Source organism: Actinoplanes rectilineatus (assembly GCF_000962825.1).
In the GTDB taxonomy this organism is placed as follows: Bacteria; Actinomycetota; Actinomycetes; order Mycobacteriales; family Micromonosporaceae; genus Actinoplanes; species Actinoplanes rectilineatus.
Genome location: NZ_JZKF01000021.1, coordinates 78,635 through 99,958, shown reverse-complemented (window position 1 = coordinate 99,958; position 21,324 = coordinate 78,635). Strand labels below are relative to the sequence as shown.

Sequence of the window (21,324 nt, the reverse complement as noted above, 5' to 3'; positions counted from 1 at the left end):
CGTCCAGAGCGCCCAAAGTCACCACACCCCGGCAGGTGTGTTGAATTTCGGCGCTCTGGACGCCCAAAGTCACCACACCCCGGCAGATGTGGTGACTTTTGGCGCGCAGAGCGCCCAAATTCAACACACAGCCATGGGTGTGTTGAATTTGGGCGTCCAGGCCGCCTTAACTCTCCACACCGCTGTGGGTGTGTTGAGTTCGGGCGTTCAGAGCGCCCGAAGTCAACACACCGGGGTCAGGAGGCCGGGGCGTGGTGGCGGTCGGTGAGCGACGAGACACCGGGCGGCGGCAGGCCGGCCGTCGAGGCCAACATCGCGCACCAGCCGCGCAGGTGCGCACCGAAGTCGCCGGACGTCGGCGTCCAGGACGCGCGGACCTCCAGGTCGGCGGTGGGTTCCGGGCCGGCCAGCTCGCCGAACCGGGTGGACGCGGTCTGCGTGATCGTGCCGCCGATCGCGGTGTAGGCCGCCGCGTTCTGGTCCAGCGCGTCGGTCAGCCAGGTCCAGGCCACGTCGGGCAGCAGCGGATCGGTGGCGAGATCGGACTCGAGTTCCGCGGTGACCAGGGTGACCAGACGCAGGTCACCCTGCCAGGCGTCGTGCCCGGCCGGGTCGTGCAGCAGGATGAGCCGGCCGCTCGCGACCTCGTCGCCGCCGCGGAGGACGGTGGCGCTGAGGGCGAACGCGAAAGGCGCGAGACGCTGGGGCGGGGCGATCTCCTCGAGCAGGATCTCCGTCCACGGCGAATCCGCGCGTAACCCGGCGACGGCGCGGGTGAACGCCTCGGGGGCAGCGGAGGGGGACGCCATGGTGGAAGACTATGCCGATCTACCGGATGGTCCGTGCTCGCCGCGCCGCCGGGTCGCTTCACTCACGTGTCACCATGGCTCGGTGACGGTTCTCGACGATTCCCCCTTCCTCCGCGCGTGCCGCGGCCTTCCCGGTTCGCACACGCCGGTCTGGTTCATGCGGCAGGCCGGGCGCTCGCTGCCCGAATACCGCAAGATCCGGGCGGGGATCGGCATGCTCGAGTCGTGCCGCCGCCCCGATCTGGTCACCGAGATCACCCTGCAGCCGGTGCGCCGGCACGGGGTGGACGCGGCGATCCTGTTCAGCGACATCGTGGTGCCGCTCGCGGCGGCCGGCATCGATCTCGACATCGTGGCCGGCACCGGCCCGGTGGTGGCCGAGCCGGTGCGTGCCGAGACCGATCTGGAGCGCCTGCGCCCGATCACCGCGGACGATGTGGACTTCGTCGCCGAGTCGGTGCGGCTGCTGGTCGCCGAGCTGGGCACCACCCCGCTGATCGGCTTCGCCGGTGCGCCGTTCACGCTGGCCAGCTACCTCATCGAGGGCGGTCCGTCGCGGACCTACCTGAAGACCAAGGCCATGATGTACGCGGAGCCGAAGCTCTGGCACGCCCTGCTGTCCCGGCTCGCCGACATCACGCTGACGTTCCTGCGGACGCAGGTCGAGGCCGGGGTGAGCGCGGTGCAGCTGTTCGACTCGTGGGCCGGGGCGCTCTCCGAGGCCGACTACCGCGAATACGTGATGCCGCATTCGGCCGGGGTGCTGAGCGGCCTGGCCGACGCGGGTGTGCCCCGGATCCACTTCGGTGTGGGGACCGGGATGCTGCTGAAGGCGATGGGCGAGGCGGGCGCGGACGTGGTCGGCGTCGACTGGCGTACCCCGCTGGACGTCGCCACCGGGCTGATCGGGCCGGACAAGGCGGTGCAGGGCAACCTGGACCCGGCGATCCTGTTCGCCGGCTGGGAGACCGTGCAGCGCGAGGCCCGGCGGGTCCTGCGGCAGGGCACCGCGGCGCCCGGTCACGTGTTCAACCTCGGCCACGGTGTGATGCCGGAGACCGACCCGGAGATGCTGACCCGCTTGGTCGCGCTGATCCACGAGGAAAGTGCCCGCTGACCCGGGACCTATGACCCTGTGGCGGTGGGCCGGACCGTCACAGACTCGGACCCCGGCGGGTGCCGCCGGAACAGACCTGGGAGTGTGAGGAACGTGCGCAAGCGGATCGCGGTGATCGGCGGCGGCATCGCCGGACTGGCGGCCGCCGTGCGTCTGCGGGATCTTCTCGGGCCGGACGCCGACCTGGTGGTGTACGAGCAGGGTGACGCCCTCGGCGGCAAGCTGCGCACCGGTGAGCTGGGCGGCCTGACCGTGGAGCGCGGCGCCGAGTCCTTCCTCAACAGCGGCCCGGACGGGGCCGAGTCCGCGGCGGTGGCCCTGGCCCGGCGGATCGGCCTCGGCGACGACCTGGTGCACCCGGCGGCCCGGCCCGCGGCGCTGGCGATCGGCGGGCGTCTCGCCCCGATCCCGGGCGGCACCCTGGTCGGTGTGCCGGGAGATCTGTCGACCCTGGACGGGGTGGCGCTTGCGGAGGCCGGTGCGGACCGTGACGAGGGCCGTCCGCTGCTCGCGCCCGGCCAGGACATCGCGGTCGGTGAGCTGGTCCGCGCGCGGTACGGCGCCGAGGTGGTGGACCGGCTGGTCGATCCGATGCTCGGCGGGGTGTACGCGGGACGCGCCGACCGGCTGTCGTTGCGGGTCACCATGCCGCAACTGGCCCGGACCGCGGAGACCGAGCACACCCTGCGGGACGCGGTCCGCGCGGCGCAGGCGCAGAGCCGCCGGGTTCCCGGACGGCCGGTGTTCGCGGCGGTGAACGGCGGGATGGCCCGGCTGGTCGAGCGGGCCGCGGCGGCCGGGGGCGCGCGGATCGGGCTGGGCACGGCGGTGCGTGCGGTCACGCGTACCCCGAAGGGCTGGGAATTGACGCTCGGCCCGGCGGCTGCCCCGGAGACCGAGCACGTCGATGCGGTGATCCTGGCGGTGCCGGCCAGGCCGGCGGCCCGGCTGCTGTCGGCGGTCGCTCCCGGTGCCGCAGAGGCGGTGGGCCGGCTGGAGTATGCGAGTGTGGCGCTGGCCGGCCTCGCCCTGCCGCCCGGGACGAGCCTGCCCGACCTGTCCGGATTCCTGGTGCCGCCCGGTGCGGGGTCGCTGGTCAAGGCCGCGACGTTCTTCACGCACAAGTGGCCGCATCTGGACGGCGGGGACGGTCCGGTGATCGTGCGGGCGTCGCTGGGACGCGCCGGCGAGGAGGAACGTCTGCACCTCGACGACGACGCGCTGCTCGAGGTGGCGCGCAAGGAACTCGGCGAACTGATCGGAACCGGTCTGCCGACGCCGACCGCGTCCTGGGTCCAGCGGTGGGGCGGTGGTCTTCCGCAGTACGCGCCGGGGCACGCCGACCGGATCGTGGCCGCCCGCGCGGAGCTGCCGGACGGCCTGGCGCTGGCGGGCGCGGCATTCGACGGTGTCGGCATTCCGGTGTGTATCGCCAGCGGTGAGCGTGCCGCGGAAGATGTTTGCAAGTACTTGGAGGAACAATGAGCGAGCAGACCAACGCGGCGCGGATCAATGAGCTGAACGCCACCATCCGCTACACGATGTGGTCGGTGTTCAAGGTCGCGTCGCCGTTGCCGGCGCTCCGCGACGACCTGGCCGGTGAGGTCGACACGCTCTTCGCGCAGCTGGCCGAGAAGGACGTGACCATCCGCGGCACCTACGACCTGGCCGGTCTGCGGGCCGACGCCGACGTGATGATCTGGTGGCACTCGTCGTCCTCGGACGCGCTGCAGGACGCGTACAGCAAGTTCCGCCGCACCGGTCTGGGCCGGCACCTGACCCCGGTCTGGTCGCAGATGGCGCTGCACCGCCCGGCCGAGTTCAACCGCAGTCACCTGCCGGCGTTCCTGGCCGGCGAGGAGGCCCGGCACTACATCTGCGTGTACCCGTTCGTCCGCTCTTACGAGTGGTACGTCCTGCCGGAGGAGGAGCGTCGCCAGATGCTCGCCGAGCACGGCAAGATGGCCCGGCCGTTCCCGGACGTGCGCGCCAACACGGTGGCGTCGTTCGCGCTCGGCGACTACGAGTGGATGCTGGCGTTCGAGGCCGACGAGCTGCACCGCATCGTCGACCTGATGCGGGAGCTGCGGGCCTCGCGGGCGCGGCTGCACGTCCGCGAGGAGGTCCCGTTCTACACCGGCCGTCGCCGTTCGATCACCGAGCTGGTCAACGACCTGCCGTGACCCGCTTCATGGGTACGTGGGGGATGCCGTCCTCCACGTACTCCGGGCCGGTCACCTCGAACCCGAACCGGGCGTAGAAGTCCCGTAGGTGCGCCTGGGCGTCCAGCACGCTCGGGCGGTTGCCGATCACGGCCAGCGCCTCGGTGATCAGCTTTCCGGCCAGTCCGTGACCCCGTGCGTCCGGGGCGGTCACCACCCGGCCGATCCGTTCCACCCCGTGGTCGGCGAGGATCCGCAGATAGGCGCGGATCTCGCCGTCACGCTCGAACCACAGGTGCCGGGTGCCGGGTTCGGTGTCCCGCCCGTCCGGGTCGGGATAGGCGCAGTTCTGCTCCACTACGAACACGTCCGAGCGCAGTCTCAGGATGGCGTACAGCGTCGTGGTGTCGAGGTCCCGGAATGAGGCGACACGTAGGTCATCATGCGGTGCTGGGTGCATCCGCACAGCTTAGGCGGCGTGTCCTCACGTCCCGGCGACTCCTGCCGTTATACGGATTGGGGTCCGGGTCGTTTTTGGAGGACACATGATCAAGCGCAGCAAGCTCTTCGGGAACAAGACCCGGGTGACCTTCTCGCTGCCCGCCGACGAGCCGGCCGGGACGGTCAGTGTGGTCGGCGACTTCAACGACTGGCAGCCCGGGCGGCACGAGATGCAGGTCCGGCGCAACGGTACGCGGACCGTCAGCGTCCCGTTGGACCCCGGCCACTACAAGTTCCGCTACCTGGCGACCGACGGCGTGTGGCTCGACGACGAGCAGGCCGACGTGGTCGGGCCGCATGGTAGCGAAATCCGCCTATAAGCAGTTCACCGCCCTCGCCGAGGCTATTCGCTTGATCGGTAGCCGAATCTGCAGAGGGAGCCACCGTGGCTGACGTCAAGCTCACGATCATCTACTACTCGTCGACCGGGACCGTGCACGGCATGGCCGAGCGGTTGCGCGACGCGGGGCGGAAGGCGGGTGCGGAGGTACGCCTGCGTCAGGTCCCGGAACTGGCCCCGAAGGAGGCGATCGCCTCGAACGCGGCCTGGAGTCAGCACTTCGACCGGACCAAGGACGAGCCGAAGGCGACCGCGGACGACGTGGTCTGGGCCGACGCGGTGCTGATCGGCACCCCGACCCGGTACGGCAACGTGTCGAGCCAGCTCAAGCAGTTCATCGACACGCTCGGACCGCAGTGGGGGCAGGGTCTGCTGGCGAACAAGGCGTATGCCGGGTTCACCGCCTCGATGACCGAGCACGGCGGCCAGGAGTCGACGCTGCTCGCCCTCTACAACACGATCTACCACTTCGGCGGTGTGGTGGTGGCTCCCGGGTACACCGATCCGCTGAAGTTCGCCGACGGTAACCCGTACGGTGTCTCGCACGTCACCGGCGGCGGTAACGACGCGCCTCTCGGTGACGCCCAGCTGGCGGCCCTGGATCATCTGGCGACCCGGATTGTGACGATCGCCGGGAAGCTGCGCGCCTGATCGCGGCGGTCCCCGCCGGGGCGCTAGGTTTTCGCCATGGCCGTCGACACCCAGTACGAAGACCTGCTCCGGCGGGTGCTGCAGTCCGGCACGCCGAAGGGCGACCGGACCGGCACCGGCACCCTCAGCGTGTTCGGGGAGACCCTGCGCTACGACCTCTCCCAGGGGTTCCCGCTGATCACGACGAAGCGGGTGCATTTCAAGTCGATCGCGGTGGAACTGCTGTGGTTCCTGCGTGGCGAGACGAACGTGGCGTGGATGCGCGACCAGGGCGTGACCATCTGGGACGAGTGGGCCGACGCCCAGGGCGAGTTGGGGCCGGTCTACGGCCACCAGTGGCGGTCCTGGCCGTCGTCGTCCGGCCCGGTAGACCAGATCTCCGAGGTCGTCGAGACGATCCGGACGAACCCGGACTCGCGGCGGATGATCGTCTCCGCCTGGAACGTGTCCGACATCCCGGAGATGGCGCTCGCGCCGTGTCACGCGCTGTTCCAGTTCTACGTCGCCGGCGGCAGGCTGTCCTGCCAGCTCTACCAGCGCAGTGCCGACCTGTTCCTGGGCGTGCCGTTCAACATCGCCAGTTACGCCCTGCTCACCCGGATGATCGCGGCCCAGGTGGGCCTGGAGCCGGGCGACTTCATCTGGGTCGGCGGCGACTGCCACATCTACACCAACCACCTGGACCAGGTGAACGAGCAGCTGACTCGGGAGGCGTACCCGTTTCCGGAGCTGACGATCGCGCCCCGGGCGAGCCTGTTCGAGCACGAGTTCGCCGATTTCACCGTGGTGAATTACCAGCACCACCCGCTGCTGCGGGCACCGGTCGCGGTATGACGATTCACATGATCTGGGCACAGGCCCGGAACGGGGTGATCGGCGCGAACGGTTACATTCCGTGGCGCGTCCCCGGCGAGCAGCAGATCTTCAAGGACCGGACGATGGGCGCGGCCGTGGTGATGGGCCGCGCCACCTGGGACTCGTTGCCCGAGCGTGTGCGCCCGTTGCCGGGCCGGCGCAACATCGTGCTCACCCGAGACCCGGCGTGGACCGCGGCCGGCGCCGAGGTCGTGCACTCGCCGGACGACGTCACGCTCGACGAGTTCTGGGTGATGGGCGGCGCCGAGGTCTACCGGGCATTCCTCGGACGGGCCGACCACATCGTGCGGACCACCATAGACTTCGATTCTGAGGGCGACGCGTACGCGCCGGACCTCGGACCCGGCTGGATCGTCGCGGCGAGCACCGGTCCGGTCGTCGCTCCCGACGGCCAGAAGTACTCGGTGGACGATCTGGTGCGTTCCGCTGGACAGCCGGGAGACACCTGACGGTCGTCTTCCGCGGGGTACTTCTGCGGCCGGCTGCGGAGTCTCTGGGGGACGGAATCATGCTGATCCTGTCGGTTGTCACCCCGATGTACAACGAGCGGGAGGCGGTCGACCACTTCGTCGCCCGCCTCCGCCCGGTCCTGGACGGCCTGGACGTGACCTACGAGGTGGTGGCCGTCGACGACGGCAGCCGGGACGCCACCGTGGCGCGGCTGATGGAATTGCGTGACGGCTGGCCCGCGCTGCGGGTGGTCAAGCTGCGCCGCAACGTCGGCCACCAGCCGGCCCTCGCCGCCGGCCTGCGCGCCGCCCACGGCGAGTACGTGGTCAGCATCGACGCCGACCTGCAGGACCCGCCGGAGATGATCGGCGAGATGCTGGCCAAGGCGCGGGCCGAGGACCTCGACGTGGTGTACGGCGTCCGTGACGACCGCAGCGCCGACACCGCGTTCAAACGGGGTACCGCGGGGGCGTACTACTGGTTGATGCGCCGGCTGCTCGGTCCCTGGGTCAGTGGCCAGGCCGGTGACTTCCGCCTGATGAGCCGGGCGGTCGTGGACACCCTCAACGACCTGCCCGAGCAGCAGCCGGTGTACCGGCTGGTGGTGCCGTCGCTCGGCTTCCCGGCCGGTGAGGTCGGATACACCCGGGCGCAGCGGGTGGCCGGCACCACGAAATACCCCCTGACCAGGATGGTCAAGCTGAGCGTGGACAGTGTCACCGGCTTCTCCGCCGCGCCGCTGCGGGTCGCCACCTGGCTCGGCCTGGTCACCTTCCTGCTCTGTCTGGGCCTGATGGTCAGCGGGATGGTCGCCTGGGCGTCCGGCGTGGTGGTGCCCGGCTGGACCTCGCTCTACATCGTGATGCTGCTGCTCGGCGCGGTGCAGCTGATCTGTCTCGGTCTGCTCGGCGAGTACGTCGGCCGGATCTACGCGGCCACCCAGCGGCGTCCGCGGTTCCTGGTCGCGTTCGACACCGACACCGACACCGACACGGGCACCGGCGACCGGACGGTGCTGCCGGTGGAGCCGCACGAGAACGTCAGGCCGTCGCCGGCGTCCACCCTGCGGTGAGCGTCGCCGTCCTCGCCGCCTTCACGGCGTACTCGATTCTCTGTATCACCCTGCCCGGCACCCTGATCCGGCGTGCCCTGCGGGGCGGCGCCGGTCTTCTGCCGGTCGACGCGGCTCTCGGCACCGCTGTCGGACTCGCCGTCGAACTGCCGGTCTATCTGCTCTGCCGGGCGCTGGGCGTCCCGCTCGCCGTCCTGGCCTGGCCGGTGGCCACCGTCCTGGCGTTCGCCGCGGTGCCGCGACTGCGCCGGTTCTGGCGCGGCAGCGGCCGGCGGCTCCCGCGCGGTGTCCTCGCCACGGCCGGCGGGGCGCTGACCTTCACGATGCTCACCGCGTCGATGGGGGTGTTCCGGTGGAACGCGCTCGACGAACCGGCCGCGTCCGGGATGCACGTCGACCTCCCGTTCCAGATCGCCCTGGTCGGACTGCTCAAGCACGACGTGCCGCTGGACACCCCGTGGGTGGCCGGCACCGGGCTGGACTACCACTGGTTCGTCCACGCGCACGGCGCCGCGGCGAGCTGGATCACCGGTGCCGAGCCGCAGGTGCTGGTGATGCGGCTGCTGCCGGTGCCGCTGATCGCCGCGTTCCTGCTCGCGGTCCCGGCCCTCGTGCACCGGATCACCGGTCGGTGGTGGCCGGGGAACGTGGCGGTGACGATGACGCTGATCGGCGCGGTGACCGTGCCGACGGCGTGGACCGGTAGACCCCTGGACGCCGGGGTGATCACCGACAACCTGTGGGTGAGCCCGACGCAGACGTACGCCGCGCTGCTCTTCGTGGTCCTGATGACCGTGCTGCTGGACCTGTTCCGGGGTGCGGGCGGCCGTGGGTCCTGGGTGTTGTTCGTCGCGCTGACCGGTGCGCTGGCCGGTGCCAAGGCCACCTTCCTGCCGATGCTGCTGTGCGGCCTGGTGGTCGCGCTGCTCGTGCGCCTGGTCCGCCGGGAGCCGCCGGGGCCGGAACTGCCGGCCCTGCTGGTCACCGGAGGCTGGCTGGGGTTCGCCCAGATCGTCCTCTTCGGTACGGGCTCGCAGGGCACCGAGATCCACCCGCTGCAGACGGTCAAGTTCGCCCCGCTGGGCTGGGCGGTGCTGGGGCGGCAGGGCCCGCCGGACGACTGGCCGGCGCTGCTGGTGCTGACCGGGGTCGCGCTGCTCGCGGTGATGTTCGGCTGGGCGGGCATGGTCGGTCTGCTGCGCTGGGAGTTCCGTGCCGACCCGATCGTGCACGTGATGCTGGGGTTCGCGGCGGCGGGCGTGGGCGCGATGCATCTGCTGGCACACCCGGGGCTGAGCCAGACCTACTTCGGGCGGTCCGCTACGCCGTACCTGGCGATGCTGTCCGCGATCGGGTTGTCCGCGCTGCTTCCGGCCGGCCGCCGGCCGCCGCGCCTGTTCACCGGGCTGGTGGTGGCCGGGGTGGTGGCGGTCACGGCGGCCCTGATCGGGGTACGGGCGACGGCCGGGCACGATCCGCCGGCGAGCCGGTACTTCGCCTGGACGCTGGGGGAGGCGGTCCGGCCGTACCTGGTCCTGGCCGCCGCGGTCGGCGGGATCGCGCTGCTGGTGGTCCTGGCGGCCCGGGCCGGTGGTCTGGACCGGGACCGGATCCTGGCGGCCGGGGCGATCGTGGTGGCTGCCACCGCGCTCGCCAGTGGGGTGATCGGCACCCGGCCGGTGGTGACCGGTCTGCTGAGCGCCGACCCGATGCGGGAGCGGGTTCTGCCCGGTGGCCCGCGGGCCATGCCGCCCGGGGCGATCACGGCCGCGCGCTGGCTGCGGGACCACTCCGATCCGCACGACCGGGTCGCGACCAACAGTCACTGCCGGCTCGGCGCGGGACCGTGCGACAGCCGGGACTTCTGGCTGGCGGCGTTCGCCGAGCGGCAGGTCGTGCTGGAGGGCTGGAGCTACACCGAGCCCGCCTTCGCCAGTGGCGGGCTCTACGGTCGTACCCTCTATCGCAGTGTGTTCTGGGAACCGGAACTGCTGGCGGCCAACGACGAGGTCTTCCACGCTCCCACGGCCGAGCGGGTGGACGCCTTCACCCGGGAGCACGACGTCCGGTGGCTGGTCGCGGTCGGGAACACCACGATCCCCGATCCCGGCCGCCGGGGTCTCCGCGCCGCTGACCCCGGCCTCGGCAGGTTCGCCGATCAGCGTTTCCGGGCCGGGGACGTCACGGTCTACCAGGTGCGCCCTACTTCGGGTCCAACCTGATCGACAGGCTGTTCACGCAGTGCCGGGTGTTCTTGGCGGTGAAGCCCTCGCCCCGGAAGACGTGGCCCAGGTGCGAGTCGCAGCGCGCGCAGCGGATCTCGACGCGGACCATGCCGTGGCCGCGGTCCTCGATCTCCTTGATCGCGCCCGGGATGGCGTCGTCGAACGACGGCCAGCCGCAGTGGCTGTCGAACTTGGTGTCACTCGGGTAGAGCGGTGCGCCGCAGGCCCGGCAGTCGTAGACGCCCTCGGTCTTGGTGTTCACGTACTCCCCGCTGAACGCCGCCTCGGTGCCGGCTTGCCGGAGCACCCGGAACTCGTCGGGGTTGAGGCGGATCCGCCACTCGTCCTCGGTGGTCGGCAGGGTGGTCTCATCGGTTGCCATGCCATCAACGGTACGTCGTGACCCGTGTCGCACCCGGCGTGCGGCCACGGCGCCGGCCGGTCCGTTGAGCCGTCTATGGAAGCTGCATCCCCGGCTACGTTCCGGCCGACCTGGCAGCAGGTTCTCGGCCATGCTCTGTACCTCGGCGCGCTGAGCGCGTCGGCGAGCCTCGCTACGGGGGTGATCCTCAGCATCGTCTGGCTGGAACCGGACGAGCCGCCGGGATGGGTGTGGCCGCTGCTGCTGGTGCTTCCGGGACTCCTCGGCGCGGCGCTCGGTGCGGTGTCCGGTCGCCGGGTCGGCGTCGAGGTGGGGGTGCGTGGCATCCGGACCGCCTCCGAGGAGGCGCCGTGGAGCCAGGTGGTCGATCTGCGGGCCGAGCGGCGGGGGCGGCGCAATGTCGTCTCGGTCTATCTGGACTCCGGGGAGAGTGTGCAGTTGGCGGCCCCGTACAGCGGGGGTCTGTTCGCCGCTGATCCGCTTTTCGAACTTAAAGTGTTCCGTTTGTCGCATTTGTGGCGAAGTCACCGTTTTGGTGGTGTTCCTAGTTGATGACGCGCCGGGGGATGATTTCGGATAAAACGGGCAATCATCGCTAAGCTGCCGTGCGGAACCATTCAGCCACAGAACGGATACTCCTCATGAGCATTTCGCGTCGGCTGGCCGCCGGACTTCCGGCGGTCGGCGCCACCGTCTTCGCCGCCCTGGCCCTGACCGGGGCGCCGGCCCTCGCCGCCGAGACCGCTGCTCAAGGTGCCCCGGCCGCCATGACCAGCCCCGAACCGGCGAACACCCGGGGCAACGCCGGATACGGCACGGAACAGCCGGCCGCACCCACCGGAGACGTCCGGGGCAACTCCGGATACAGCAGTGTGAGCCCGGAGACCCCGGCGCCGACCACCTCCGCGCCCGCCCCGGCGACCAGCGCGCCCGCCGTCGCGCCGGCCACCAGCTCCCCGGCGCCGAACGACCTCGGCCCCACCGGCGGCGTCGCCTCGGCCCCGGGCAGCGGCGTCGACGCGGCGACCTTCACGCCCAGCCCGGACCAGAGCGTCGGCGGCGCGGGCGTCGACTCCGGCAGCTCCGGCGGCACCCTGCCGCTCACCGGCGCCCCGCTCGGCGGGACCCTCGCCCTCGGCGGCCTGCTGGTCGCGGCCGGCGGCGCGGCGGTCTACTACACCCGGCGTCGCCGGGCCTGATCCGATCAGGAGGGAGGGGAGGCCGTCGACGGCCTCCCCTCCGGCCTTCCGGCGTCTAGGGTCGGGGCATGCCGAAAGCCGTCGCGGAAGAGATCGAGGTCGCCGGGCACACCGTGCGGCTGAGCAGCCCTGACAAGATCATGTTCCCGGAGCGCGGCTACACCAAGCGCGACGTGTTCGACTACTACCTGGCCGTCGGCGACGGCATCCTGCGCGCGCTGCGCGACCGCCCCACCACCCTGCAACGCTTCCCCGACGGACTGGCCGGCGAGACCTTCTTCCAGAAGCGGATCCCCACCCGCGGAGTCCCCGACTGGATCACCACCGCCACGATCAGCTTCCCCAGCATGCGCACGGCCGACGAACTGTGCCCGGCCGACCTGGCCCACGTGGCCTGGGCCGCGCAGATGGGCACCGTGGTGTTCCACCCCTGGCCGGTCCGCGCCGCCGCCCCCGACCACCCCGACGAACTGCGCATCGACCTAGACCCGCAACCCGGCCTCGGCTTCACCGACGTGGTGTCGACCGCCGGCGTCGTCCGCGAGGTGCTCGCCGAACTGGGCTGGACCGGCTTCCCGAAGACCTCCGGCGGCCGGGGCGTGCACGTCTACGTGCGGATCCGGCCGGACTGGTCCTTCGTCCAGGTGCGCCGGGCGGCCATCGCCCTGGCCCGCGAAGTGGAGCGGCGCAACCCGGCCGGCATCACCACCTCCTGGTGGAAGGAGGAACGCGGCGACCGGGTGTTCCTCGACTACAACCAGATGGCGCGGGACCGGACGATCGCCTGCGCGTACTCGCTGCGCGCCAACGCCCGGGCCACCGTGTCCATGCCGGTGACCTGGGACGAGCTGGACTCGGTCGCACCGGACGACTTCGACCTGCGGACCGCGCCGGCCCGGTTCGCCGCGTCGGGCGACGCCCACGCGGCGATCGACGACGTCGCGTACGACCTGACGCCGCTACTGGACTGGGTCGACCGGGACGAGAAGGCGGGCCTGGGCGACCTGCCCTACCCGCCGGACCACCCGAAGATGCCCGGCGAGCCGAAACGGGTCCAGCCGTCGAAGAACCGCGATCTCAAAGCCCTCGAAGAGTGAGCTTCATGCCCTCGTGGGACGCCTCGAACCCCAGCTTCTCGTAGAACCGGTGGGCGTCGGTGCGGCGCTTGTCCGTGGTGAGCTGCACGATCCGGCAGCCCCGCTCCCGGGCCCGGTCCACCGCCCAGCGGATCAGCTCGCCGCCCAGCCCCCGCCCGCGCAGCCGCGCATGGATCCGGACCGCCTCGATCTGCATCCGCTCGGCGCCGTCACGGCTCAGCCCGGGGATGAAGGTGAGCTGGCAGGTGCCGACCACCTCGCCGTCCTCGACCGCCACCACCAACTCGTTGCGGTCGTCCGCGTCGATCGCCTCGAACGCCGCCCACACCCCGGCGTCCACGTCCTCCCCGACGACCCCGAACCCGCGCTGCCGCGAGATGTCGTCGTCGGCGAGCAGGCCGAGGACCGCCGGGACGTCGGCGCGGGTGGCCGTGCGGAACTCCACCGACGTCACTTCGCCGGGCAGCGCAGGCCCACCTGGGGCGCACGCAGATCGATGAGGTAATCGTCCACCGCGTCGACGATGCAGGACGTCGACGGGTACGCGGTGTGCCCCTCGCCCTCCCAGGTCACCACCTGCCCCACGCCCAGCATGTCGGCCAGGTCGGCGGTGTTCTCGTACGGCGTCGCCGGGTCGCCGGTGGTGCCGACCACCAGGATCGTCGGCGCGCCCTTCGCCTCACCGGACGGGTAGGCGTCCCGCTTGCCGGGCCAGGAGACGCACGGCAGCATGCCGACCGCCAGCGGCGCACCGAACAGCGGGTACTTCGTCCGCCACTCGCTCTGCAGCCTGCGGATCTCGTCGAGACCCGGCACGTCGTCGGCGTCCGTGCAGTTCACCGCCAGGTTCGCGTCGAACATGTTGGTGTAGCTGCCGTCCCGGCCCCGCTCGGCGTAGCCGTCGGCCAACTCGATGATCCCGGCCGGGTCGTCGTCCTGCAGATCGGCGATGGCCTGAGCCAGTTCGGTCCAGCCCGACTCGGAGTACAACGAGGAGATCAGCCCGGTGAAGATCCAGCCGGCGCTGACCTCACGGCCGTCGGCCGACCGCAACGGAGACGTCTTCGCCGCGGCCAGCGCGTCGGTCACCGCACCCCGGGCGTCCGGCGCGATCGGGCAGCGGGCCGCCGCCGTCGCACACCACGCCGTGAAGTTGGTGAAAGCCCGCTCGAAGCCCTTCGCCTGCGCTTCCGACCTCTGGATGTACGTCTCCGTCGGATCGACCGCACCGTCCAGCACCAGCGCGCGGATGTTCTGCGGGAACAGTTGCGCATAGGTGGCGCCGAGCAGCGTGCCGTACGAATAGCCGAGATAGGTGGTCTTGGGGTCGCCGGTCGCCTGACGCAACGCGTCCATGTCCCGGGCGGTCTGCTCGGTGGAGAAGTACTTCAGCTGATCGCCGTACTTGGCGCCGCACGCGGCACCGATCTTCTTGTTCAGCGTGACCAGCTGATCGAACTCGGCCTGACTCGCCGGATCCGGGTTCGCCGCGAAACTCGCGTCCTGGTCGTCGTCGGGGATGCACTTGACCGGGCTGGAGCGGCTGATGCCCCGCGGGTCGAAACCGATGATGTCGAACCGGTCGGTGACCTCGGTGGGCAGACCACCGAGCGACTGGCCGAAGGAGAGGTAGACCGCGTAGTCGACACCGGAGGCGCCCGGCCCGCCCGGATTGAGCATCAGCGAACCGATCCGGTTCTTCTGCCGGTCCGAACGGATCCGGATCATCGAGATGTCGTACGTCTCGCCGCTCGCGGTGTTCTCCCAGTCGCGGGGGACGGCGACCGTGGCGCACTCGTAGGTCATCCCGGAGGCGGCACGGCCGACCAGATCGCGGGGTACGTCCGGGCAGGGCGTCCACTGGGCGAGCGCGCCCGGGGTGGAGGCGCCGCCGGAACCGGACGGGCGCACCGGGTCGTCGGCGCCGGTGGGCGCGAACGTGGGCAGGGTGCAACCCGCGGTGGCGACGATCACGGCGGTTAGGAGCCCGGTGACCAGGCGGGAGCGACGATCCACGTTCACGACCCTATCCGGTGCTTTCGTCCTTGCTCGGTGCCCGGCCTCTTCCTCGTCTCGTCTTCTCCTCGTCGACGGCTGGTCGGAACCGCCGTTGTCAACGGCTCGTTCAGGGCCGTCTCCGTCAACGGCTTGTTCAGGGCCGTCTCCGTCAACGGCTTGTTCAGGGCCGTCTCCGTGAACGGCTTGCTCAGAGCCTTCTCCGTCAACGGCTTGTCAGGACCTCGGCCAGGTCGAAGCGCACCGGGCGCTCCAACTGCTCGTAGGTGCAGGTGCGGGGATCACGGTCCGGTCGCCACCGTTCGAACTGGGCGGTGTGCCGGAACCGGACACCCTCCATGTAGTCGTAGCGCACCTCGACGACCCGCTCCGGGCGCAACGGCGTGAACGACAGGTCCTTGCCGGCGTTCCAGCGGCTCACCTCGTTCTTGCGCGGGGTGCGCTCGCCCTGCTCGTGGGCGGCCCAGTTCCACGGGTGCCCCTCGAACTCGGTGACCAGCGGCTGGAGTTCCGCGAACAGCTCCTCACGGACCTTCATCGGGAACGCGCCGATCACGCCGACACTGACCAGGACACCCCGCTCGTCGTGCAGACCGAGCAGCAGCGAGCCGATCCGGTCGTCCGCGGACTTGTGGACGCGGTAACCGGCCACCACACAGTCGGCGGTCCGCTTGTGCTTGATCTTCGACATCACCCGCTTGTCGGGCTGGTAGGTCAGGTCACGGGCCTTGGCGATCAGGCCGTCCAGTCCGGCGCCCTCGAACTCGTCGAACCAGCGCCGGGCGGTGTCGAGATCATCGGTTGCCGGCGTCACGTACACCGGCGGGGGTGAATCCTGAAAAATGCTCACCAGGCGCTCACGCCGCTCACTGAACGGCCGGTCGGTGAGATTCTCGTCGCCGATCGCCAGGAGATCGAAGGCGACGAAACTCGCCGGGGTCTGCTCGGCGAGAAGCCGGACGCGGCTGGCCGCCGGGTGGATGCGCTGCTGCAGGGCCTCGAAGTCGAGCGTGTTGCGCCCGGTGTCGGCCACGATCACCTCGCCGTCGACCACCGCCCGCTCCGGGAACGCCGCCAGCACGGCGGTGACCAGCTCGGGGAAGTACCGGGTCATCGGTTTCTCGTTGCGGCTGCCGATCTCCACCTCGTCGCCGTCGCGGAAGACGATCGACCGGAACCCGTCCCATTTGGGCTCGTAGAGCTGACCCGGCGGGATGTCGGCGACCGGCTTGGCGAGCATCGGCTTGACCGGGGGGTTCAGCGGCAGCTGCATCCGCCCAGTCTGCCGGGAAATCTTTCCGCCGGTTGTCCCTTTACTCGTCCCCTGGGGCAGGGTTCACCATCGTTCGCATGGGACAGCAACGGCCTCGTCACCTCTCCTCCATGACGATCGGGGATTTCAGCAGGCGCACCGGACTCTCGGTCAAGGCGCTGCGGATCTACGAGACCACGGGGTTGCTCGTGCCGGCTTCGGTGAGCCCGGCCAGCAACTACCGGTGGTATCACCCCGACCAACTCGTGCTGGCCCACCGGATCGGCCACCTGCGGAGGCTCGGCATGCCGCTGACCGTCATCGCCGAGATCGTCAACCGGCCGGAGCCGGAGTTCGTGGGCCGGCTGGACCGCTGGTGGGCCGGCGAGCAGGAGGCGATGGCGGCCCGGCAGCACAGCTACACCTGGTTGCGGAGCCTGCTGGCACACGGGTCCGAGCCGGAGTTCCAGCACGAGGTGCACACCCGCCTTCAGCCCCAGCGCAAGGTCGCCACCATGCGGGCCGAGACGGATCAGGACGGCCTGGTGCCCGCGATCAACACGCTGGAGTGGGCGATCCGCGACACCCTCGACGAGCAGCACGCCGTCACCACCGGCGAGCACTGGGTGATCTACCACGGGATCGTCACGCCGGAGAGCACCGGATCGATCGAGGTGTGCGTGCCGTTCACCGGACCGGTCGAGCCCACCGGCCGGGTCACCATCCGGATCGAGCCGGAGCGCCTCGTGGCATACACCGAGGTGAGCCGGGACGACACCTTCCACCCGCGCATCATGCGGGCCTACCAGGCGGTCGAGGAGCACGTTGTGGGCGCCGGGATGTTCCGGTCAGCGCCGGTCCGCGAGATCTACCTCGACTTCTGGGAGCGGCTCTCCGGCACCGACCCGTTCGTGCACGTCGCACAACCTTTCGAAGGGTGATACCGATGGACTACACGCGACAGACCGCCTACTCCGACCCCGGCCGTCACCTGGGCCGCCTGTCCGCCCTGCCGGAGGACGTCGCCGGCATCGCGGCCGCGGTGCGCAACCTGGTGGTCCACTACCGCGCCTCCGGGATCGACTTCCCACCCGATCGACTGGCCGAGATCAACAACCGCTGGGTCGAGCGGATGCTCGACTCCTGCCACCTCACCGGACCACTCGACGAACCGCTGGCGGCCACCGACCGGATCGTCGGGTGCTGCCGTGACTTCACCCTGCTCGCCGTGTCGATCCTGCGAGCCAGGGGCATCCCGGCACGCAGCCGGATCGGCTTCGCCGACTACTTGGAGGCCGGGTTCCACGGCGACCACGTCATCGCCGAATACCACGACGGCAGCCGCTGGATCGCCACGGACGCGCAGCTCGACCCCGCCGCGGGGTTCCCGGTCGACGTCGCCGACGTGCCGCTCGCCCCGGGCGGATTCCGCACCGCCGCGCAGGCCTGGCGGTCGATCCGGCGCGGCGAGGAGGACCCGGCACTGTTCGGGGTCGGCCGTGGCAGTCCGATCGGCGGTGCCCGCCTGGTCCGGCAATATGTGTTGAACGAGGTGGCGCACCGGTTCGGCGACGAGCTGCTGCTCTGGGACATCTGGGGTGATCTGGCGACGGCCGCCGACGAGCTGGGCGACCGCCCGTTCGATGCGGCGTGGGAGGACCTGCCGGCCGCGGATGCCGGGGACGTCGCCGTCATCGACGAGATCGCCGGCTTGCTGCTGGCGGCCGATGGCGGTGATCAGTCCGCGGAGGGCAAGCTCGCTTCGCTGTACGCCTCGGACGCCCGGATCCGGCCCGGTGACACGGTCAGTTGCCACTCGCCCAGTGGCTCGCGGGCCCGGGTCGATCTGCGTCGTCGCGCGGTCGACGTGTTCTGAGCGGATTCGACGTGCGTCGTCGGTCCCGAGCCGGGGCCGATCTGTTCAGGGCGTGGCTGACCTGTTCCGGGCCGATCGGTTCAAGGTAGGGCTGACCTGTCCCGGGCAGGGCTCTGCCCTGTTCCGGGCAGGGCCGAGGTGTTCCAAGCGGGGTCGACTTTGCGGGGCTGATGTTTGCGAGGAGCATCCACTGGTTTCGTGACCGATTCAGCCGTGCCGCGTTTTGTGGCTCCGGCGGGGTCGGCCACACCGCAGTCCTCACGGCTATCTATCAGACCAGCAGTTCGACTATCTATCAGGCCAGCAGTTCGACTATCTATCGGACCAGCAGTTCGACGAGCCTCTCCAACTCGGCGGCAGGGTCAGCGGCCAGACCCATGTGGACCGGACCGGCCCGCAGGATGGTGCTGCGCGGAGCGACCAGCCAGCGGAAACGCTCGCCGAGGCGCATCTCGGCGGACGCTCCACCGCCGAGGCAGGTCTTCTCCCACGAGGCCAGCGCGGTGGCGACCGCCGTGACGTCGGCGGCCGGGTCCAGGGCGCGCAGGCGGGTCTCGTCCAGGTGGGTGCCGGCCGACAGGAAATCGTGCCGCTGGGAATACAGCAGCACGCCGACGTTGATGGTCTCGCCGCGTTCGATCCGGGGGACGGCCTGGATGATCGCGTACTCGTAGGGGGTCTTCGTGGAGGTCACGGCAGCCACGCCTCCGGCTGGGCGGCGCGTTCCGAGAGATGCTTCAGATAGGCATCGCCGTCGCCGTCGTCCAGCCACTCCTCGGGCACGAGAGCGACCACCTCGGCCAGCAGCTCCGGGGTGATCCGGGCGGCCAGGCGCGGCCCCTCGGTCGCGAGCGCGGTGGCATACGGCTTGAGGACGTGATCGTCCCAGCGGTACGCGCGGTGCACCACGTTCGCCGCCCGCGGCCAGTTGTGGTGGAAGTAGAGCGTGGCGCCGTGGTCGATCAGCCACAGCTCGCCGTGCCAGATCAGCAGGTTCGGGTTGCGCCAGCTGCGGTCCACGTTCTCCACGAAGGCGTCGAACGCGAGAACCCGGCTGGCCAGCCCGGCCTCCACCGGGTGGGCGTTCGGGTCATAACCGAGGGAGCCCGGGAGGAAGTCCATGCCGAGGTTGTTTCCGGCACTGGCCTTGATCAGCTCCTGGACCTCTTCGTCCGGCTCGGCCCGCGCCACCACCGGATCCAGCTCCACCCGGGTCAGCTCCGGCACCGGCAGCTCCAGCCGCCGCGCCAGCTCCCCCGAGATCACCTCGGCGACGAGGGCTTTCGGGCCCTGACCGGCGCCGCGGAACTTCACCACATATGTCCCGAGGTCGTCGGCTTCGACGACGCCGGGCAGCGAGCCGCCTTCACGGAGAGGAGTGACGTAACGGGTGGCGGTGACCTGACGAAGCACGCTGCCCAGCCTACGGTCCCCGGCAACCACTTTCCGCCGCCGACCCTGCCGCCGGGTCCGCCGCTGACCCCGTCGGCGGGCCGCCGCTGACCCCCGCTGCCGGGCCCGCTGTCTGCCGGTCAGGGACCGAAAGCCCTCGTCGCCGAGCTGAGTGGGCCGGGCAGGCCTCAGGCTGGTGCTCCGCGGCCTGCCCGGGTGGGGTCTTGTCGGGTGGCGGGCTTTGTCAGGTGGTGGGGCCCTGGCGGCGTAGTTCGTCCACCTGGGTCATGGCGTTGCGCAGGTCGGTCAGCCAGTCCTCGGTGTGGCGGCCCACCAACTTGACGCACCAGGCGAGGGCTTCGGAGCGGGACCGGGCGACACCGGCGTCGACCAAGGTGTCGAGGACCTGTCGCTCCGGCTGGCGTAGGCGGGTCATCACGGGGGCGGCCAGGTGGGTGAAGAGTTCGGCGGTGTCACCGCAGCGCAGGCCCCAGGCGACCTTGCGCTGGTAGCGGTGCTCGACCTGGCGGGCCACCCGGATCCGGGCGTCCCGGGTGTCCTCGCGGAACTGGGCGATCCGGCCGCCCTGCCCGGCGGCCCGGTCCGCCTCGGTGGCGTCGGCTCCCAGCTCCGGCGGTGCCAGCCGGCCCCAGATGATGATCTCGTCGCGGTCGATGACGACTTCGGGCGGCTCGGTGAACCACCCGTCCGGAACGGCACCGGTGATCCAGGCCGCGGCGTCGTCGGCTTCGGGTGGTTCGGTCCGCCCGCCGGGCGGAGCTACACGGATGCGCATGTCCAACCTCCCCAGAAGTTACTTGATTACATGCTTACACCGTTGCGGGCGCCTCCGTCCCGCCCGTTCACGCTGAGCGAACGCCGAGCCGGACTGAGCCGGACCGGGCCGGACTGAGCCGGACCGGGCCGGACTGGGTTGGGCCGAGTCGGACTGGGTCGGGCCGAGCCGGACTGAGAGCCGGACTGAGTCAGGCCTTGGCTGCCGGGTCAGACCGGCTCTCAGTCGGCCCACGTCGGTCCGGAGATTGCTTCTACCTGCCGTATTCGGTGCCGGCCGGTTCGTTCCCGGTGGCGTTCTTCCGCCGAACGGCCTCGCATTCTCGGTGCGCGGCGTAGCAGGGCAGCGAAGGGCGTCCACCGAGGATTGCAGCTGGAGGGTTTTGCGGCGGTATGTCGTGGAGCGGCTCCCGAGATGCCGGGAAATCAGTATCGTCGGTGACGCTGGGAGCGCTCCCGGCGCTGATCACGTGACGCATTCACAGGTTCGAAAAGGGGCCGTGTCCGGCCGGTTCGGTAGGCCGCCGATCGCAGTGGCAATTGCGACATGCCAAGAGGGGCAATTTGCACTGGATACCGGGGGCGCGACAGAATGAATGCGACGACGACGATTCGGGGCCTAGACTCCGCGCGGGCACAGCCGTCAAACCGAATGACATCGCTGTAGGAGCGAAGACACATGGCCAAGCAGATTATTACCCTTCTGACCGACGACCTCGACGGCGGCGAGGCCGACCGCACCGTCGAATTCGGGCTCGACGGCGTCAACTACACGATCGACCTGTCCGAGAAGAACGCCGGCAAGCTGCGCAAGGCCCTCGAGCCCTACCTCACCGCGGCCACCCGTCTCGGCCGCAGCGGTGGCGTTCCCACCGCCGCCCGCCGGGTGGCGCCGGTCGCGTCGAGCCGGTCCAGCCGTGACCAGAACCAGGCCATTCGCGAGTGGGCCAACAAGAACGGGCACAACGTCTCCGAGCGGGGCCGCATCCCGAGCAACGTCGTCGAGGCCTACCACGCCAAGCGATGACCGTCGAGAAACGGCGTCGCCCGGTGGGAGCCGGTGGCGCCGTTTCTCCGGCTGACCTGCCCCTGAAATGCGGCCCGTCGCCGAC

Annotated in this window: 24 protein-coding genes; 15 read left to right on the top strand and 9 right to left on the bottom strand. The window is 70.6% G+C overall.

The annotated features are described in order from the left end of the window. Positions 1-236: 236 nt before the first annotated feature. Positions 237-809: a DUF3000 domain-containing protein gene (locus WH85_RS18165; protein ID WP_045743075.1), complete on the bottom strand. Its 573-nt coding sequence runs from the start codon at positions 807-809 to the stop codon at positions 237-239. Between the two features lie 82 nt (positions 810-891). Here WH85_RS18165 and hemE point away from each other — a divergent pair, with 82 nt between their 5' ends. From hemE to hemQ, 3 genes are all read left to right on the top strand, one after another. Further along, positions 892-1,926, top strand: coding sequence for a uroporphyrinogen decarboxylase (gene hemE / locus WH85_RS18160; protein WP_045743074.1), 1,035 nt, complete (start codon positions 892-894; stop codon positions 1,924-1,926). Positions 1,927-2,019: 93 nt separating this feature from the next. After that, positions 2,020-3,411, top strand: coding sequence for a protoporphyrinogen oxidase (hemG, locus tag WH85_RS18155; RefSeq protein WP_045743073.1), 1,392 nt, complete (start codon positions 2,020-2,022; stop codon positions 3,409-3,411). Beyond that, positions 3,408-4,109: a hydrogen peroxide-dependent heme synthase gene (gene hemQ, locus WH85_RS18150; protein ID WP_045743072.1), complete on the top strand. Its 702-nt coding sequence runs from the start codon at positions 3,408-3,410 to the stop codon at positions 4,107-4,109. Before hemG ends, hemQ begins: the two co-directional genes overlap by 4 nt. Here hemQ and WH85_RS18145 read toward each other — a convergent pair. Further along, positions 4,093-4,548 (bottom strand): GNAT family N-acetyltransferase, encoded by a 456-nt coding sequence (locus tag WH85_RS18145; RefSeq protein WP_045743119.1) that lies wholly within the window; start codon positions 4,546-4,548, stop codon positions 4,093-4,095. The two genes, hemQ and WH85_RS18145, sit on opposite strands and share 17 nt — an antisense overlap. Positions 4,549-4,633: 85 nt before the next feature. On the opposite strand from WH85_RS18145, the gene WH85_RS18140 reads away from it, so the two are divergent. From WH85_RS18140 to WH85_RS18115, 6 genes are all read left to right on the top strand, one after another. Beyond that, a complete protein-coding gene (locus WH85_RS18140) occupies positions 4,634-4,909 on the top strand; it encodes an isoamylase early set domain-containing protein (RefSeq protein WP_045743071.1) in 276 nt (91 codons plus the stop codon). Positions 4,910-4,974: 65 nt separating this feature from the next. Then, on the top strand, positions 4,975-5,580 hold the full coding sequence (gene wrbA / locus WH85_RS18135) for an NAD(P)H:quinone oxidoreductase (RefSeq protein ID WP_045743070.1): 606 nt from the start codon (positions 4,975-4,977) through the stop codon (positions 5,578-5,580). A gap of 36 nt (positions 5,581-5,616) precedes the next feature. Then, positions 5,617-6,414 carry a thymidylate synthase gene (locus WH85_RS18130; RefSeq protein WP_045743069.1) on the top strand — a complete coding sequence of 266 codons (798 nt, stop codon included), beginning with the start codon at positions 5,617-5,619 and terminating at the stop codon, positions 6,412-6,414. 8 nt (positions 6,415-6,422) lie between these two features. Then, entirely contained in the window at positions 6,423-6,905 is a 483-nt protein-coding gene (locus WH85_RS18125) for a dihydrofolate reductase (protein ID WP_245673990.1), read from the top strand. Between the two features lie 59 nt (positions 6,906-6,964). Then, positions 6,965-7,978 carry a glycosyltransferase family 2 protein gene (locus WH85_RS18120; protein ID WP_045743067.1) on the top strand — a complete coding sequence of 338 codons (1,014 nt, stop codon included), beginning with the start codon at positions 6,965-6,967 and terminating at the stop codon, positions 7,976-7,978. Beyond that, on the top strand, positions 7,975-10,200 hold the full coding sequence (locus WH85_RS18115) for a hypothetical protein (RefSeq protein WP_045743066.1): 2,226 nt from the start codon (positions 7,975-7,977) through the stop codon (positions 10,198-10,200). The genes WH85_RS18120 and WH85_RS18115 overlap by 4 nt, the downstream gene beginning before the upstream one ends. Here the strand turns inward: WH85_RS18115 and msrB are convergent. Next, positions 10,181-10,585, bottom strand: coding sequence for a peptide-methionine (R)-S-oxide reductase MsrB (msrB, locus tag WH85_RS18110; protein WP_045743065.1), 405 nt, complete (start codon positions 10,583-10,585; stop codon positions 10,181-10,183). The genes WH85_RS18115 and msrB overlap by 20 nt on opposite strands. Positions 10,586-10,660: 75 nt before the next feature. Here msrB and WH85_RS18105 point away from each other — a divergent pair, with 75 nt between their 5' ends. From WH85_RS18105 to ligD, 3 genes are all read left to right on the top strand, one after another. Further along, positions 10,661-11,137: a hypothetical protein gene (locus tag WH85_RS18105; RefSeq protein WP_045743118.1), complete on the top strand. Its 477-nt coding sequence runs from the start codon at positions 10,661-10,663 to the stop codon at positions 11,135-11,137. Between the two features lie 89 nt (positions 11,138-11,226). Next, positions 11,227-11,784 (top strand): hypothetical protein, encoded by a 558-nt coding sequence (locus tag WH85_RS47055; protein WP_052720523.1) that lies wholly within the window; start codon positions 11,227-11,229, stop codon positions 11,782-11,784. A gap of 68 nt (positions 11,785-11,852) precedes the next feature. Beyond that, positions 11,853-12,881: a non-homologous end-joining DNA ligase gene (ligD, locus tag WH85_RS18095; RefSeq protein ID WP_045743064.1), complete on the top strand. Its 1,029-nt coding sequence runs from the start codon at positions 11,853-11,855 to the stop codon at positions 12,879-12,881. On the opposite strand, the gene WH85_RS18090 is transcribed toward ligD, so the two are convergent. The 3 genes from WH85_RS18090 to WH85_RS18080 all read right to left on the bottom strand — a co-directional run bounded on the left by WH85_RS18090 (position 12,862) and on the right by WH85_RS18080 (position 16,170). Further along, on the bottom strand, positions 12,862-13,335 hold the full coding sequence (locus tag WH85_RS18090) for a GNAT family N-acetyltransferase (RefSeq protein WP_045743063.1): 474 nt from the start codon (positions 13,333-13,335) through the stop codon (positions 12,862-12,864). The genes ligD and WH85_RS18090 overlap by 20 nt on opposite strands. Continuing rightward, positions 13,332-14,897: an alpha/beta hydrolase gene (locus WH85_RS18085; protein ID WP_045743116.1), complete on the bottom strand. Its 1,566-nt coding sequence runs from the start codon at positions 14,895-14,897 to the stop codon at positions 13,332-13,334. Before WH85_RS18085 ends, WH85_RS18090 begins: the two co-directional genes overlap by 4 nt. Before the next feature lie 205 nt (positions 14,898-15,102). Further along, positions 15,103-16,170, bottom strand: coding sequence for an ATP-dependent DNA ligase (locus WH85_RS18080; protein ID WP_045743062.1), 1,068 nt, complete (start codon positions 16,168-16,170; stop codon positions 15,103-15,105). 110 nt (positions 16,171-16,280) lie between these two features. Here WH85_RS18080 and WH85_RS18075 point away from each other — a divergent pair, with 110 nt between their 5' ends. Beyond that, entirely contained in the window at positions 16,281-17,090 is an 810-nt protein-coding gene (locus tag WH85_RS18075) for a MerR family transcriptional regulator (RefSeq protein WP_245673989.1), read from the top strand. A 5-nt stretch (positions 17,091-17,095) separates the two neighbouring features. Then, positions 17,096-18,025 carry a transglutaminase-like domain-containing protein gene (locus WH85_RS18070; RefSeq protein ID WP_045743060.1) on the top strand — a complete coding sequence of 310 codons (930 nt, stop codon included), beginning with the start codon at positions 17,096-17,098 and terminating at the stop codon, positions 18,023-18,025. Between the two features lie 316 nt (positions 18,026-18,341). On the opposite strand, the gene WH85_RS18065 is transcribed toward WH85_RS18070, so the two are convergent. The 3 genes from WH85_RS18065 to WH85_RS18055 all read right to left on the bottom strand — a co-directional run bounded on the left by WH85_RS18065 (position 18,342) and on the right by WH85_RS18055 (position 20,213). Next, positions 18,342-18,719, bottom strand: coding sequence for a DUF3037 domain-containing protein (locus tag WH85_RS18065; protein WP_045743115.1), 378 nt, complete (start codon positions 18,717-18,719; stop codon positions 18,342-18,344). Then, positions 18,716-19,438: a HipA family kinase gene (locus WH85_RS18060; RefSeq protein WP_045743059.1), complete on the bottom strand. Its 723-nt coding sequence runs from the start codon at positions 19,436-19,438 to the stop codon at positions 18,716-18,718. Before WH85_RS18060 ends, WH85_RS18065 begins: the two co-directional genes overlap by 4 nt. Before the next feature lie 223 nt (positions 19,439-19,661). After that, complete coding sequence (locus WH85_RS18055; RefSeq protein WP_045743058.1) at positions 19,662-20,213, bottom strand: hypothetical protein; 552 nt, start codon at positions 20,211-20,213, stop codon at positions 19,662-19,664. 678 nt (positions 20,214-20,891) lie between these two features. Here WH85_RS18055 and WH85_RS18050 point away from each other — a divergent pair. Further along, the gene (locus WH85_RS18050) at positions 20,892-21,239 is read left to right on the top strand and encodes a histone-like nucleoid-structuring protein Lsr2 (RefSeq protein WP_045743057.1); all 348 of its coding nucleotides are present in this window, start codon (positions 20,892-20,894) and stop codon (positions 21,237-21,239) included. Positions 21,240-21,324 lie beyond the last annotated feature (85 nt).

Coding starts and splice junctions, on each gene's coding strand:
- WH85_RS18165 (WP_045743075.1), bottom strand. CDS start 809: ATGGCGTCCCCCTCCGCTGCCCCCGAGGCGTTCACCCGCGCCGTCGCC.
- hemQ (WP_045743072.1), top strand. CDS start 3,408: ATGAGCGAGCAGACCAACGCGGCGCGGATCAATGAGCTGAACGCCACC.
- WH85_RS18145 (WP_045743119.1), bottom strand. CDS start 4,548: ATGCACCCAGCACCGCATGATGACCTACGTGTCGCCTCATTCCGGGAC.
- WH85_RS18140 (WP_045743071.1), top strand. CDS start 4,634: ATGATCAAGCGCAGCAAGCTCTTCGGGAACAAGACCCGGGTGACCTTC.
- WH85_RS18130 (WP_045743069.1), top strand. CDS start 5,617: ATGGCCGTCGACACCCAGTACGAAGACCTGCTCCGGCGGGTGCTGCAG.
- WH85_RS18125 (WP_245673990.1), top strand. CDS start 6,423: ATGATCTGGGCACAGGCCCGGAACGGGGTGATCGGCGCGAACGGTTAC.
- WH85_RS18120 (WP_045743067.1), top strand. CDS start 6,965: ATGCTGATCCTGTCGGTTGTCACCCCGATGTACAACGAGCGGGAGGCG.
- msrB (WP_045743065.1), bottom strand. CDS start 10,585: ATGGCAACCGATGAGACCACCCTGCCGACCACCGAGGACGAGTGGCGG.
- WH85_RS18105 (WP_045743118.1), top strand. CDS start 10,661: ATGGAAGCTGCATCCCCGGCTACGTTCCGGCCGACCTGGCAGCAGGTT.
- WH85_RS47055 (WP_052720523.1), top strand. CDS start 11,227: ATGAGCATTTCGCGTCGGCTGGCCGCCGGACTTCCGGCGGTCGGCGCC.
- ligD (WP_045743064.1), top strand. CDS start 11,853: ATGCCGAAAGCCGTCGCGGAAGAGATCGAGGTCGCCGGGCACACCGTG.
- WH85_RS18080 (WP_045743062.1), bottom strand. CDS start 16,170: ATGCAGCTGCCGCTGAACCCCCCGGTCAAGCCGATGCTCGCCAAGCCG.
- WH85_RS18075 (WP_245673989.1), top strand. CDS start 16,281: ATGACGATCGGGGATTTCAGCAGGCGCACCGGACTCTCGGTCAAGGCG.
- WH85_RS18070 (WP_045743060.1), top strand. CDS start 17,096: ATGGACTACACGCGACAGACCGCCTACTCCGACCCCGGCCGTCACCTG.
- WH85_RS18055 (WP_045743058.1), bottom strand. CDS start 20,213: ATGCGCATCCGTGTAGCTCCGCCCGGCGGGCGGACCGAACCACCCGAA.
- WH85_RS18050 (WP_045743057.1), top strand. CDS start 20,892: ATGGCCAAGCAGATTATTACCCTTCTGACCGACGACCTCGACGGCGGC.